The sequence below is a fragment of the Pseudomonas sp. A014 genome, assembly GCF_052378495.1.
Taxonomy (GTDB): domain Bacteria; phylum Pseudomonadota; class Gammaproteobacteria; order Pseudomonadales; family Pseudomonadaceae; genus Aquipseudomonas; species Aquipseudomonas machongensis.
In genome coordinates this window covers 1-13,639 of the sequence record NZ_CP199001.1, presented here as the reverse complement: position 1 = coordinate 13,639, position 13,639 = coordinate 1, and the positions used below count along the sequence as shown (strand labels likewise).

The following is a 13,639-nucleotide window of genomic DNA, read 5'->3' as shown; positions in this document are numbered from 1 at the left end:
CTTGTTCCACTGTCGGCAGCCATCGACCGCAAGCTGCCGGTGTTGCACGCACCCGGTCAGGGCGTCGGTATCGCGCTGGTGTCGCTGAGGTTGCTGTGGCTTGGGGCCCCCTTGAGAATCAGTTGTGCCGCCTTCTCGGCGATCATCAATGTGGGTGAACAGGTATTGCCGGAGACGATCTGCGGCATGATCGAGGCATCGGCGATGCGCAGGCCAGGTATGCCATGGACGCGCAGCTGGTTATCCACAACGTCCAGCGGCCCATTGCCCATGCGGCAGGTGCCGACCGGATGGAAGATGGTGGTGCCGATCTTGCCGGCGGCCTCGTGCAGTTGTTGCTCGGTCTGCAGCGAAGGGCCCGGCAGGTACTCCATGGGATCGAACGCGGCCAGGGCAGGGGCCTGGACGATGCGCCGGGTGATGCGAATCGCATCGGCGGCGACCTGCAGGTCCTGTGGGTCGCTGAGGTAGTTGGGGTCGATCAGCGGCGCTGCATTCATGTCTGCCGAGCGGATGTCGATACGCCCGCGGCTGGCTGGGCGCAGGTTGCACACCGAAGCCGTGAAGGCAGGGAAGCGGTGCAACGGCTCGCCGAAACGCTCGAGCGACAACGGCTGCACGTGATACTGCAGGTTGGCGGTGGCCTGCTCCGGGCTCGAGCGCACGAATGCGCCCAACTGGCTCGGCGCCATGGCCAGCGGTCCGCTGCGGTCGTAGAGATAGCGCAGACCCATGCCCAGCTTGCCCCACAGACTGTTGGCCATCTGGTTGAGCGTGCGGGTGTTCTGGATCTGGTAAATCAAGCGCAATTGCAGGTGGTCCTGCAAGTTTCCGCCCACGCCTGGCAATTCGTGACGCACCGTTATCCCCAGGTCTTCGAGCAGCTTGCGCGGGCCGATGCCCGAACGCTGCAGAATGCCAGGCGAACCGACGGCGCCTGCGCACAGGACGATCTCGCGCCGGGCACGAAACTCATGCCAGGCCCCTTGCCAGCGCGCCTTCACAGCAGTGGCGCGGGCGTTGTCGAGCACGACCTGGTCAACCTGAACATCGGTGAGCACAGTGAGGTTCGGGCGAGACTGGACGGGCCGCAAGAAAGCCTTCGAGGCATTCCAGCGCACACCACTGCGCTGGTTGACCTGAAAGTATCCACAGCCTTGGTTGTCGCCGGTATTGAAGTCACCGACCTTGCCGATACCGCTCTGTTCGGCAGCATCGCGGAAGGCGTCGAGGATCGGCCAGCTGTAGCGCTGCTGCTCGACCCGCCATTCGCCGTCGGCGCCATGGCTCTCGCTGGCGCCAGCGAAGTGGCTTTCACTGGCCTTGAACAACGGCAGTACATCATTCCAGCTCCAGCCGTCGTTGCCTTGCTCGGCCCAGCGGTCATAGTCCGCAGCCTGGCCACGCATGTAGATCATGCCGTTGATGGAGGAACAACCGCCCAGCACCTTCCCTCGCGGATAGCCGAGGCTACGACCGTCCAGCCCAGGCTGGGCTTCGGTCTTGAAGCACCAGTCGGTGCGGGGATTGCCGATGCAGTAGAGGTAACCGACGGGTACGTGAATCCACGGGTAGTTGTCGCGCCCGCCCGCCTCGAGCAGCAGGACGCGGCAGGCAGGGTCTGCGGACAATCGATTGGCCAGCAGGCATCCGGCGGGACCGGCCCCTACGACCACGTAGTCGAAGACAGAATCGGCAGATGGCATGTGCAACCTCGCGCCTGATTATTATTCTTGTCCCTACCCATCTTATTGATTAATTTCGCGGTGGAAACACGAGATTTTGCGCAGCCGTTGTGCGTTTTTTCACAACGGTAAGTCTTTATCCGCCGCCTGTGGGAGCGGGCTTGCCCGCGAACAGGCCGCCAAGAACAACCGAAAGGATCAGCATGTTCGACTGGAACGATCTGCGGTTTTTCCTCGAGTTGCAGCGCAGCGGCCGCCTGCTCACAGCGGCCAAGCGCCTCAATACCACCCACAGCACCGTTGCCCGCCATATCGAGAACATCGAGAAAAACCTGGGCACCGCGCTGTTCGTCCAGCATGCCCAAGGGTACGAGCTCACACCCTCGGGCCAGGCACTGCTCAAGCATGCCGAGGCCATGGAAAACGTCGCCCTGCTGGCGCAGGAGGAAATCACCCAGGCCATCACGCCACTGGGCAAGATACGCCTGGGCGTTACCGAAGGCATCGGCATCATGTTCTTCACCCCGCGCCTGGGGGCCCTGTTCGAGCGCTATCCGGGGCTTGAAGTCGAACTGGTGGCGGTGCCGCGCTTCGTCAGCATTCTCAACCGCGAAGCCGAAATCAGCATTCACCTGGAACGCCCCAATGCCGACCTGCTGATCACCCGCAAGCTCACCGACTACCGCCTGGCCCTCTACGCCAGCCAGGACTATCTCGACCATGCACCGCCGCTGCGCAACCGCGATGACCTGGCCCGGCACAATTGGATCGGTTACGTGGACGACCTGATCTTCAGCCAGGAACTGTTGTTCCTCAACAGCTTCTGCCGCGCGCCGAACGTGATATTCCGCAGCACCAGCGTGATCGCCCAGCAGCAGGCCGCGCGCGCCGGCCTGGGCATCGCCGTGTTGCCCAACTATATGGGTCGCCACGACCCAGGCCTGGTGCGCGTGCTGCCCAGCGAGACCATTCAGCGCAGCTACTGGATCTGCACACGTCGCGAGTTGCACAAGTCGGTACGCCTGCGGGTGGTCTGGGACTACCTGCTCAAGCTCTGTGCCGAACAGCAGCACGAGTTGCTAGCCGAGTAGCGCCTTGGCCGCCAGCGAGAGCGCGGCCCCGATCCCCACCACCACGAACAGTTGCTGCAGACGCGGCCCTGCCAGCTTGCCGGCCAGCGGGCGAGTTGCCAGCAACCCGAGCACCGCGCCGAAGGCGAACGGCGCACCAACCTGCCAGTGCATCACCCCGCCCAGGCTCGCACTCACCACACTGCCGGTGGACACCAACGCGATCACCGCCAGCGAAGTGGCAACGATGCTTTTCATGTCCAGGTTGGTATAGCGGTTCAAGGCCGGGATGATGACGAATCCGCCACCGACGCCCAGTAGGCCGGACAGCAGCCCGGACAACATGCCGGTGAACGCCAGGGCGCGGGCACAGGGGAGGGTCCAGCGCAGGCGCCCCTGCAAGGGGTTGAGCACGCAAGGCATGATCTGTCGCTCACCGCATGGCGATTCGCCGCGCAGCTCACGCGCCGCCTTGCGCCAGATGCGCAGGCAGGCATACACCAGCACGCAGGCGAAGACCAACGCCAGCGGTGTATTCGGTAAACGGTGCGCCAGCATCAGGCCGAAAGGCGCACAGACGATACCGATTGCCGCAATGAACAACGCTGCGCGATAACGCACCAGCCCTTGCCGCAGGCCCAACCCGGCGCCCACGGCAGCCGCCAGGCCGACCGCCAGCAAACCGATCGGCGCCGCCTCGACCATCGACAGCCCCAGGCCGAATACCAGAAGCGGCACCGCCAGGATCCCACCTCCAGCCCCGGTCAGCGCCAGCACCGCACCAATGATCGCGCCCAACCCGGCGCCGAGAAACTGATGCTCGATCACTTCGACGTCTCAGCGGCTAACGGCTGAGGCCGGGCCAACCATTCCCGGCCCTTGAGCATCGCCTGCCAGTAAAGCGGCGGCAGCACCCGTGCCTTGAGCAGCCAGGCCAAGCGTGTAGGCTTGCGTCCATCGAGCAACCAACGTGGAAAACTCGGTGCCAGCTTGCCGCCATAGGTGAACTCGGCCAGCACGATCTTGCCGCGTTCCACGGTCAACGGGCAGGAGCCATAGCCGTCGTAGGCGACCGGTGTCGGCAAGCGCCCAAGCGCCACCAGCACATTATTGGCCACCACCGGTGCCTGCTTGCGTGCGGCCGCTGCGGTCTTTGCATTGCTGGTGTTGATCACGTCACCCAGGGCATGAATGTTGGCGAACTGGCGGTGACGCAAGCTGTGCGGATCGACATCCACCCATCCGGAAGCATCAGCCAATGGGCTTTGCCGGATGAAATCCGGAGCGACCTGAGGCGGCACCACGTGCAGCATGTCGAACGCTTCGGTACACGTTTCGCTGCCGCCGTCGGCGAGGGTTCGCACGAAGGTCGCCTGTTGATTCGGGCCATCGACCGCCACCAGGCGCTGGCCGTAGTTGAGGTCGACACCGTACTTGTCGATGTAGCTCATCAGTGCTGGCACGTAGTCGGCAACACCAAACAGCACAGCCCCGGCGTTGAAGAACGCGGGCTTGATGGCGCCCAGCCGGCCCGCGCGCAGCCAGTGATCACAGGACAGGTACAAGGCCTTCTGTGGGGCACCGGCACACTTGATCGGCATCGGCGGTTGGCTGAACAGCGCGCGGCCCTGCTTGAGCGTCTGCACCAGCTCCCAGGTGTAGGGGGCCAGGTCGTAGCGGTAGTTGGAGGTCACACCGTTGCGCCCGAGGGTCTCCTCCAGGCCGTCGATGGCCGCCCAGTCGAGTTTGAGGCCAGGGCAGACCACCAATTGTTCGTAACTGACGGCTCGCCCATCCTCCAGCATGACCGTTTGCGCCTGTGGATCGAAGCCCACCACGCGTGCCTTTATCCACTGCACACCCCGTGGCAGGGTTGCCGCCGTGGTTCGAGCGGTGGACGACGCAGCGAACACACCGGCCCCCACCATGGTCCAGCCAGGCTGGTAGTAATGAACCTCTGATGGATCGATCAGGACGATGTCCAGCGACGGATCGCGTTTGATCAGGCTCGACGCTGTTGCGATACCGGCGGCTCCGGCGCCCACGATCAACACCTTGTGGTGTTCGGTACCGGGCGCAACGGCAGGGGACAGCAAGGCAGACATGGTATTTCCTTTGAATATTGGTCAGAGAGCCGAATGGCTCAGAACAGGTTCAGCGGGATCTTCAGGTAGCGCACGCCGTTGTCTTCCGGCTCAGGCAACTGGCCGCTGCGCATGTTGACCTGCACCGACGGCAGGATCAGCACCGGCATGTCGAGGGTCTTGTCTCGGGCTTCGCGCATCTCGACAAAGCTGTCTTCACTGATGCCCTGGTGAATGTGGATGTTGCTGGCGCGCTGCTCGGCAACCGTGGTCACGTAACGCAGTTCGCGGCCACCGGGGAGGTAGTCATGGCACATGAACAAATGGGTCTGGTCAGGGAAGGCCAGCAAGCGACGGATCGAGCGATACAGTGTGCGGGCGCTGGCGCCGGGAAAATCGCAACGGGCAGTGCCGTAGTCAGGCATGAACAGCGTGTCGCCGACAAACACGGCAGTCTCGCCCGCATCCTCGATCATGTAGCTTATGCACGCGGGGGTGTGCCCCGGCGTGTGCAGGGCTCGGGCATGCAGGTTGCCGATGCGAAACCCTTCCTCATCCTCGAACAACACGTCGAACTGGCTACCGTCGCGGGCAAAACCAGGCTCGGCGTTGAACAGCGAACCGAAGGTTTTCTGTACCTGGGTGATGTGGGCGCCAATGGCAATCTGGCCGCCCAGCCGTTGCTTGAGGTAGGCCGCTGCCGAAAGGTGGTCCGCATGCACGTGGGTTTCAAGAATCCACTGCACCTTGGCGCCCAACGCCTCGACCTGCGAGATCAACCTATCGGCAGATGCGTGGCTGGTACGTCCTGACTTCGGATCGTAATCCAGCACGCTGTCGATCAATGCGCAGTGCCGTGTTTCACGGTCCATGAGCAGGTAGCTGATGGTCGAAGTCGCCGGGTCGAACAGGGCTTCCACATGAAGGTTGTTGCCAATGATCATCACAGTCTCCAAAACGCTGCCGCAGCTTGAACAGAGGCATCGGCAGGAACAGACGCTTTATCAAGATGCATGCCAGGTCATTTCTGGCGGATAAGTCCCGCATTTGCTGGCGTTGTACCAACACAATAGTTAAAGACTGCCAGGAAGATTGGCAGTCATCTGACAGCTGCTGGCAGTGATTGGCAGTCCTTGTTAACCTCGCCGGGTAGTTTTTGCCGGTGCCCCCATGTCCGAGCTTCCCGCTGCAAACCATCCTGCCATCCTCGCGCTGGTGTCCTACCTCGAACACGATGTGCTGCCCGCCATCGTGCTCGATACCGACTACAACATTCTTGCCGCCAACGCGGCGTATCGACGCCAGTTCGCCACACAGGATCGCGCCCCCCTGGGGGAGAAGTGCCACAGGGTTTCGCACCATTACGCCGTGCCCTGCGATCAGGCGGGGGAGCATTGTCCGCTGCGCAAGGCATGGGACAGCAAGGTTCCGGAGCGCGTGCTGCATATTCATCACACCCCGCGCGGGCCGGAGCATGTGGACGTCGAACTGCGCCCGATCCTCGACGAGCAGGGCAGGGTGGTGGCATTCGTCGAACGGCTGACCAGCATCACCCTGGCCTCCGCACAACCTCAGCAGCAGGGGCTGGTCGGGCAGTCTCCGGCTTTCAAGTCAGCACTCGCCAGCCTTCGACGGGCTGCTCCGGCTCAAATTCCGGTGCTGCTCCAAGGTGAGTCAGGAACAGGCAAGGAGCTGTTCGCCCGCGCCCTGCACCTGGGTAGCCCACGCGCCAACGGCCCGCTGGTGGTCGTCGATTGCACCGGTCTCACCGAGTCGCTGTTCGAGAGTGAGCTGTTTGGTTACGAGAAAGGCGCGTTCACCGGCGCGACCCAACGCAAGGTCGGTCTGGCCGAGGCGGCGCATAGCGGCACCCTGTTCCTGGACGAGATCGGTGAAGTGCCGCTGGCCATGCAGGTCAAACTGCTGCGCTTGATCGAGACCGGTAGTTTTCGCCCGGTGGGCAGCCTGCGCACCGTACACTCGGATTTCCGCCTGGTGTCGGCGACACACAAGCCGCTCAAGGCAATGGTCGCGCAGGGCGCCTTCCGTGAAGACCTGTATTACCGCATCAGCGGATTTCCGATTCGTCTGCCGGCACTGCGTGAGCGTGTCGAAGACTTGCCGCTGCTGATTGAGAGTCTGTTGCAGCGCATCGCGGGCAACGGCGCACCTCGAATCAGCCATGACGCACTCGAGCGCCTCAACCTGCATCCGTTTCCGGGAAATATTCGTGAGCTGCGTAACATGCTGGAGCGGGCCTGGTTGTTCGCCGATGATGGTTTGATTCGCAGTGAGCATCTGCTCGAAGACACTGGGGCTCATTCACCGGCGAGACAGCAGTCACGCGAGTTGCATGAATTGAGGGCGCTGGCGCAAGCGCTGGACAGCTTTCAGGGGTCGCGACGCGAGCTGGCCAAACAGCTGGGGATGAGTGAACGCACCTTGTACCGAAGGCTCAAGGACCTTGAAGCCTGACGCCATTCGAACAGTGTTTCACGTGGAACATTTGTGTTTCGCGTCTCAGAAAACGAAAAAGCCAAGGCGACAGGCCTTGGCTTTTTCGTAGCTGAAGCGCGTAATCAGAAGTCCAGATTGGACACCGACAACGCGTTGCTTTCGATGAAGTCACGACGAGGTTCCACCGCGTCACCCATCAAGGTGTTGAACAGCTGGTCGGCCGCAATCGCATCCTCGATGGTGACCTTGAGCATGCGGCGCACGGTCGGGTCCATGGTGGTTTCCCACAGCTGATCCGGGTTCATCTCACCCAGCCCTTTGTATCGCTGGATGGTGTGGCGCTTGGTGGTTTCGTTCATCAGCCAATCGAGGGCCTCTTTGAACTCGGTGACTGCCTTGCGACGCTCACCACGCTGAACATAGGCACCCTCGCCAAGCAAGGTCGCCAACTTGGCGCCCAGCACGACTACCGAACCATAGTCGTTGCTGCCGAAGAACTCGCGGTTGAAGGTCACGTAGCTGGCCAGGCCGTGGGAAGTAACTTCGACTTCCGGCAGCCAGATGTTGCGTTCCTTGTCTTCGCGCAGGCTGGCCTGGTAGGTCAGACCGGACTTCTGGCTGTTGTTCAGGCGCTCCTGGAATTTGCCCAACCACGCTTGCATGGTCGCGTGATCGGCCAACTGCGCCTGAGTGACTTCCGGCAGGTAGATGAAGTGCTCGGTCAGCTCCTCCGGGTACAGGCGTGACAGACGCTTGAGCGTCTTCATCACTCCGCGGAACTCGTTGACCAGTGACTCGAGTTGAACACCCGAAACGGCTGGCGCCGATTCGTCGAGGTGCAGGCTGGCATCTTCCAGGGCCGACTGGGTCATGTACTCTTCCATGGCCTCGTCGTCCTTGATGTACTGCTCCTGCTTACCCTTTTTCACCTTGTACAGGGGCGGCTGGGCAATGTAGATGTAACCGCGCTCGACCAGCTCCGGCAACTGACGGAAGAAGAAGGTCAACAGCAGGGTACGGATGTGCGAACCGTCAACGTCAGCATCGGTCATGATGATGATGTTGTGATAGCGCAGCTTGTCGATGTTGTACTCTTCACGGCCGATGCCGCAGCCCAAGGCGGTAATCAGCGTGCCGACTTCCTGGGACGAGATCATCTTGTCGAAGCGGGCCTTCTCGACGTTGAGGATCTTGCCCTTCAACGGCAGGATTGCCTGGGTGCGGCGGTTACGACCTTGCTTGGCCGAACCACCTGCGGAGTCACCCTCCACCAGGTACAGTTCGGACAGGGCAGGGTCTTTTTCCTGGCAGTCGGCAAGCTTGCCTGGCAGACCAGCGATATCCAGCGCACCTTTGCGGCGGGTCATTTCCCGCGCCTTGCGCGCTGCTTCACGGGCACGCGCCGCGTCGATCATCTTGCCAACGACCGCCTTGGCTTCGTTGGGGTTTTCCAACAGGAAGTCGGCGAAGTACTTGTTCATCTCCTGCTCCACGGCGGTCTTCACCTCCGAGGAAACCAGCTTGTCCTTGGTCTGCGAGCTGAACTTCGGATCCGGCACCTTCACCGAGATGATCGCGGTCAGGCCTTCACGGGCATCGTCACCCGTGGTCGCCACCTTGTTCTTCTTGGCCAGGCCTTCCTGCTCGATGTAGCTGTTCAGGCTGCGGGTCAGCGAGGAGCGGAAGCCTACCAGGTGAGTACCACCATCACGCTGCGGAATGTTGTTGGTGAAGCACAGCAGGTTTTCGTTGAAGCTGTCGTTCCACTGCAGGGCGACTTCGACACCCACACCATCGTCACGCTGGACGTTGAAGTGGAAGACCTGGGAGTTCACCGGAGTCTTGTTGGTGTTCAGGTATTCGACGAATGCGCGCAGACCACCTTCGTACTTGAAGAACTCTTCCTTGCCGGAGCGCTCGTCCTTCAGCAGGATACCGACGCCCGAGTTGAGGAACGACAGCTCACGAATTCGCTTGGCCAGGATGTCCCAGCTGAAGTGAATATTCTTGAAGGTCTCCGCCGAAGGCTTGAAGTGGATGTGGGTACCGGTGGTTTCGCTTTCGCCGACTACTGCCATCGGAGCTTGCGGCACACCGTGGACGTAGGTCTGTTCCCAGATCTTTCCACTACGGCGAACGGTCAGGACCAGCTTCTCGGAGAGGGCGTTCACCACCGAAACACCTACACCGTGCAGACCGCCGGAAACCTTGTAGGAGTTGTCATCGAACTTACCGCCGGCGTGCAGTACGGTCATGATGACCTCGGCGGCGGAAACGCCTTCCTCTTTATGCACGTCGACGGGAATGCCACGACCGTTGTCGCGAACACTGATGGATTCGTCCGGATGGATGATGACCGTAATGTCATCGCAATGACCGGCGAGCGCTTCGTCGATCGAGTTGTCGACCACTTCGAAGACCATGTGGTGCAGGCCGCTACCATCATCGGTGTCGCCAATGTACATGCCGGGACGCTTGCGCACGGCATCCAGCCCTTTCAGCACCTTGATGCTGGAGGAGTCGTACGTTTGATTTTCGCTCATGCCTTCACTCCCGATGGTCGTGGGTCTGGGTGATACGGCCTTGTTCCACGTGGAACAAAGCAACTGGCGTATCCGTCTGCCAGCCTTCCCTCAGTAATTCGTGATCTACACAGGTGATAAAAACCTGGCAGTGTAATTCTTCAAGCAAGCGACACAGCGCGCGGCGATGCTGATCGTCCAATTCGGACGGCAAGTCATCCACCAGATAAATACACTGACCGCGACGAACTTGGCTGACGAGGTGCCCTTGGGCAATCCGCAGGGCACAAACGACCAGCTTTTGCTGACCACGAGACAGGATATCGGCCGCGTTGTTAGCGCCCAATCTCAGGCGTAGGTCAGCACGCTGCGGACCGGCCTGGGTATGGCCCATCTGCTGATCGCGAAGGAGAGAGGTTGCGAGGACTTCACTGAGGTCCCGATCCTTGTCCCAGCCCCGATAGTAGCTAAGGGTCAATCCGTCCAGCTCGACCAGTTCGCTCAGGGTCCGCTCGAAGACAGGCTTCAAGGCCTTGATATAGTTGCGACGGTATTCATCTATTTCCGCGCTGGCGAGACACAGTTCCCGGTCCCAGGCGGCTTGCGAAGCAGCGTCAAGTGTACCATGTCGCAGCCATGAGTTCCGCTGCCGCAGGGCCTTCTGCAAGCGCTGCCAGGTCGCCATGAATCGAGGTTCCACGTGGAACACTCCCCAATCCAGGAACTGACGGCGCACCTTGGGAGCGCCTTCGAGCAGGCGGAAGCTGTCCGGGTTAATCAACTGCAGCGGCAGCATTTCAGCCAGTTGTGCTGCACTGCGCGCATTCTGGCCGTCGATGCGAATAGTGAAGTCCCCTTGTCGCTCGCGCGAAACGCCAAGATTGCTCGTCGCACCATCGGTGATTTCAACCTGGCCGAACACAGTACAGGTCGGCTGTTCGTACTGGATGACAGGGTTCAATCGGGTACTACGAAATGAGCGTGCCAGCCCCAAAAGGTGCACGGCCTCGAGCACACTGGTCTTGCCGCTGCCATTGGCGCCGTAGAGGATGTTGATGCGAGGAGAGGGGGAGAGGGTCACCGGGTGCAGATTGCGCACCGCGGTGACCGAAAGACGTCGAAGGGACATTTGGCCTGCTACAGGTTACAGACGCATCGGCATGACAACGTAGGACGAGTCGTCATTACCGGCTTCCTGCAGAAGGGCGCTGCTGTTGGAGTCGGCGAGAATCAGACGAACCTGCTCAGTGGTCATGACTCCCAGGACGTCCAGCAGATAGCTGACGTTGAAGCCGATCTCCAGCGAACCGCCTTCGTAGTCGACGCTGATCTCTTCTTCAGCTTCTTCCTGCTCGGGGTTGTTGGCCTGAATCTTCAGCTGGCCGGAGGCCAGTTGCAGGCGGATGCCGCGGTACTTCTCGTTGGACAGGATCGCAGTACGGCTGAAGGCTTCACGCAGCGCCTGGCGATCACCGATCACCAGCTTGTCACCGCCCTTGGGCAGTACACGCTCGTAATCCGGGAACTTGCCGTCCACCAGTTTCGAGGTAAAGGTGAACTCACCGGTGGTCGCACGAATGTGGTGCTGGCCCAGGACAATACTGACCATGCCCTCCGGATCGGTCAGCAGACGCGCCAGCTCCAGAATACCTTTGCGCGGCACGATGACCTGGTGACGCTCTGCCTGGCCGATGGGTGCCTGCATGGCGCACAGTGCCAGACGGTGACCGTCAGTGGCGACAGCGCGCAGGGTGTCGGTGGAAACTTCCAGCAGCATGCCGTTGAGGTAGTAGCGAACGTCCTGCTGGGCCATGGCGAAGCTGGTGCGCTCGATCAGGCGACGCAGTTTGCTCTGCTCCAGGTTGCAGGTGAGCGAACCCGGGCCTTCTTCCACGGTGGGGAAGTCGTTGGCCGGCAGGGTCGACAGGGTGAAACGGCTGCGGCCAGCCTTGACCAGCAGCTTCTGCTCATCGACCTTGATATCGATCAGCGCATCGCTGGGCAGGCTCTTGCAGATATCCATCAGCTTACGCGCCGGGACGGTGATCTCGCCGGGCTCAGCCGGCTCTTCCAGCTGCACGCGGCCAACCAGTTCGACTTCCAGGTCGGTACCGGTCAACGACAACTGCTGGCCTTGCACGACCAGCAGCACGTTGGACAGGACCGGCAAGGTCTGGCGGCGCTCGACGACGCCTGCGACCAGTTGCAGGGGTTTCAACAGGGCTTCGCGTTGAATGGTGAAATGCATGGTCTAGTCCCTTGCCTTCAAAGAGCTGCGCCGACACCCATCAGGTGGTCAGCGTGCGCAGCAGGTTCTTGTAGTCCTCGCGGATGTCCGCGTCGGATTCCTTCAATTCGTTGATCTTGCGGCATGCGTGCAGCACGGTGGTGTGGTCCCGACCGCCGAACATATCGCCGATCTCCGGCAGACTGTGGTTGGTCAGCTCCTTGGACAACGCCATGGCCACCTGCCGCGGGCGCGCGACAGAGCGCGAGCGGCGCTTGGACAACAGATCGGAGATCTTGATCTTGTAGTACTCGGCGACCGTGCGCTGGATGTTATCCACACTGACCAGCTTGTCTTGCAGTGCCAGCAGATCCTTGAGCGATTCGCGAATCAACTCGATGGTGATGTCTCGCCCCATGAAGTGCGAGTGAGCGATCACCCGCTTCAATGCGCCTTCCAGTTCGCGCACGTTGGAGCGGATGCGCTGGGCGATGAAGAACGCAGCATCGTGCGGCAGTTCGACCTTGGCCTGGTCGGCCTTCTTCATCAGGATCGCTACACGGGTTTCCAGTTCCGGTGGCTCGACAGCCACGGTCAGGCCCCAACCAAAGCGCGACTTCAGGCGCTCTTCCAGGCCTTCGATCTCTTTAGGGTAGCGGTCACTGGTGAGAATGACCTGCTGTCCACCCTCGAGCAGGGCATTGAAGGTGTGGAAGAACTCTTCCTGGGAACGCTCCTTGCGGGCGAAGAACTGGATATCGTCGATCAACAGCGCGTCCACCGAACGGTAGAAGCGCTTGAATTCGTTGATGGCGTTCAGCTGCAACGCCTTGACCATGTCGGCGACGAAACGCTCCGAATGCAAGTAGACGACCTTGGCATTCGGGTTCTTCTTCAGCAGGTGGTTACCCACAGCATGCATCAAGTGCGTCTTACCCAAGCCCACGCCTCCATAAAGGAAGAGTGGGTTGTAGCCGTGCTTGGGGTTGTCGGCAACCTGCCACGCCGCAGCGCGTGCCAGCTGGTTGGACTTACCCTCCACGAAGGTCTCGAAGGTGAAGGTTCGGTTCAGGTAGCTGGTGTGCTTGAGCGCCCCTTCGACCTGGACGGTCCGTTGCTCGGTACGCGCGGTCGCTGCAGGCGCAGGCGTCGAATCGCCCATCCCGTCGAAACCATCCTGGGAGGCTGCAGATTCCTCCACCTCACTGACCAACGCAGGTTCGGGCGCCGTGACCGGTGCGCTGGCAACCGCCGGCGGCTGGGCGGCCGGCTTGGCCTGGCTCTGGGCCAGCGATGCAGCGACCGCAGCACTGACCGGCGCGTTAGGTGCCGCCCGTGGTGCGGAGCTACGGCGACTGCCTATTAATAAGGAGAGGGCAGGTGCAAGGCCGTTGCCTTGTTCACCCAGCAGTTCGAGCAGGCGGCCGAGGTACTTTTCATTGACCCAATCGAGAACGAAACGGTTAGGCGCATAGACGCGCAACTCGTCGCCTTCGGCTTCGACCTGTAGCGGACGGATCCAGGTGTTGAATTGCTGGGCAGGCAGTTCGTCGCGCAGAAGCTCCACGCACTGCTGCCAAAGTTCCACTGACAC

The 13,639-nt window shown here is 61.3% G+C and carries 10 protein-coding genes; 2 read left to right on the top strand and 8 right to left on the bottom strand.

Going from position 1 to position 13,639, the window contains the following annotated elements:
* Positions 1–56: 56 nt before the first annotated feature.
* Positions 57–1,706, bottom strand: coding sequence for a GMC family oxidoreductase (locus tag ACTYOL_RS00050; RefSeq protein ID WP_444757384.1), 1,650 nt, complete (start codon positions 1,704–1,706; stop codon positions 57–59).
* A 182-nt stretch (positions 1,707–1,888) separates the two neighbouring features.
* Here ACTYOL_RS00050 and ACTYOL_RS00045 point away from each other — a divergent pair, with 182 nt between their 5' ends.
* A complete protein-coding gene (locus tag ACTYOL_RS00045) occupies positions 1,889–2,776 on the top strand; it encodes a LysR family transcriptional regulator (RefSeq protein WP_444757383.1) in 888 nt (295 codons plus the stop codon).
* Here ACTYOL_RS00045 and ACTYOL_RS00040 read toward each other — a convergent pair.
* From ACTYOL_RS00040 to ACTYOL_RS00030, 3 genes are read right to left on the bottom strand one after another with little or no spacing between them, the layout of a single operon-like run.
* Positions 2,765–3,583 (bottom strand): sulfite exporter TauE/SafE family protein, encoded by an 819-nt coding sequence (locus ACTYOL_RS00040; protein ID WP_054893024.1) that lies wholly within the window; start codon positions 3,581–3,583, stop codon positions 2,765–2,767. The two genes, ACTYOL_RS00045 and ACTYOL_RS00040, sit on opposite strands and share 12 nt — an antisense overlap.
* On the bottom strand, positions 3,580–4,860 hold the full coding sequence (locus ACTYOL_RS00035; RefSeq protein ID WP_444757382.1) for an NAD(P)/FAD-dependent oxidoreductase: 1,281 nt from the start codon (positions 4,858–4,860) through the stop codon (positions 3,580–3,582). The genes ACTYOL_RS00040 and ACTYOL_RS00035 overlap by 4 nt, the downstream gene beginning before the upstream one ends.
* Before the next feature lie 38 nt (positions 4,861–4,898).
* Positions 4,899–5,783, bottom strand: a complete 885-nt coding sequence (locus tag ACTYOL_RS00030) for an MBL fold metallo-hydrolase (protein WP_197891761.1) — start codon at positions 5,781–5,783, stop codon at positions 4,899–4,901.
* A gap of 226 nt (positions 5,784–6,009) precedes the next feature.
* Between ACTYOL_RS00030 and ACTYOL_RS00025 the strand changes: the two genes are divergently transcribed.
* Entirely contained in the window at positions 6,010–7,314 is a 1,305-nt protein-coding gene (locus tag ACTYOL_RS00025) for a sigma-54 interaction domain-containing protein (protein WP_444757381.1), read from the top strand.
* Positions 7,315–7,418: 104 nt separating this feature from the next.
* On the opposite strand, the gene gyrB is transcribed toward ACTYOL_RS00025, so the two are convergent.
* Genes gyrB through dnaA form a run of 4 tightly spaced genes read right to left on the bottom strand, consistent with a single transcriptional unit; the run spans position 7,419 to position 13,639 of the window.
* Positions 7,419–9,839 (bottom strand): DNA topoisomerase (ATP-hydrolyzing) subunit B, encoded by a 2,421-nt coding sequence (gyrB, locus tag ACTYOL_RS00020; protein WP_444757380.1) that lies wholly within the window; start codon positions 9,837–9,839, stop codon positions 7,419–7,421.
* 4 nt (positions 9,840–9,843) lie between these two features.
* Entirely contained in the window at positions 9,844–10,947 is a 1,104-nt protein-coding gene (recF, locus tag ACTYOL_RS00015; RefSeq protein WP_054893019.1) for a DNA replication/repair protein RecF, read from the bottom strand.
* 15 nt (positions 10,948–10,962) lie between these two features.
* The gene (dnaN, locus tag ACTYOL_RS00010) at positions 10,963–12,066 is read right to left on the bottom strand and encodes a DNA polymerase III subunit beta (protein ID WP_054893018.1); all 1,104 of its coding nucleotides are present in this window, start codon (positions 12,064–12,066) and stop codon (positions 10,963–10,965) included.
* A gap of 40 nt (positions 12,067–12,106) precedes the next feature.
* A complete protein-coding gene (gene dnaA / locus ACTYOL_RS00005; protein ID WP_444757379.1) occupies positions 12,107–13,639 on the bottom strand; it encodes a chromosomal replication initiator protein DnaA in 1,533 nt (510 codons plus the stop codon).

What these genes read in the sequence shown, in the direction of transcription:
- ACTYOL_RS00025 (WP_444757381.1), top strand. Translation starts at nt 6,010, where the DNA reads ATGTCCGAGCTTCCCGCTGCAAACCATCCTGCCATCCTCGCGCTGGTG.
- ACTYOL_RS00035 (WP_444757382.1), bottom strand. Translation starts at nt 4,860, where the DNA reads ATGTCTGCCTTGCTGTCCCCTGCCGTTGCGCCCGGTACCGAACACCAC.
- ACTYOL_RS00050 (WP_444757384.1), bottom strand. Translation starts at nt 1,706, where the DNA reads ATGCCATCTGCCGATTCTGTCTTCGACTACGTGGTCGTAGGGGCCGGT.
- recF (WP_054893019.1), bottom strand. Translation starts at nt 10,947, where the DNA reads ATGTCCCTTCGACGTCTTTCGGTCACCGCGGTGCGCAATCTGCACCCG.
- ACTYOL_RS00030 (WP_197891761.1), bottom strand. Translation starts at nt 5,783, where the DNA reads ATGATCATTGGCAACAACCTTCATGTGGAAGCCCTGTTCGACCCGGCG.
- gyrB (WP_444757380.1), bottom strand. Translation starts at nt 9,839, where the DNA reads ATGAGCGAAAATCAAACGTACGACTCCTCCAGCATCAAGGTGCTGAAA.
- dnaN (WP_054893018.1), bottom strand. Translation starts at nt 12,066, where the DNA reads ATGCATTTCACCATTCAACGCGAAGCCCTGTTGAAACCCCTGCAACTG.
- ACTYOL_RS00045 (WP_444757383.1), top strand. Translation starts at nt 1,889, where the DNA reads ATGTTCGACTGGAACGATCTGCGGTTTTTCCTCGAGTTGCAGCGCAGC.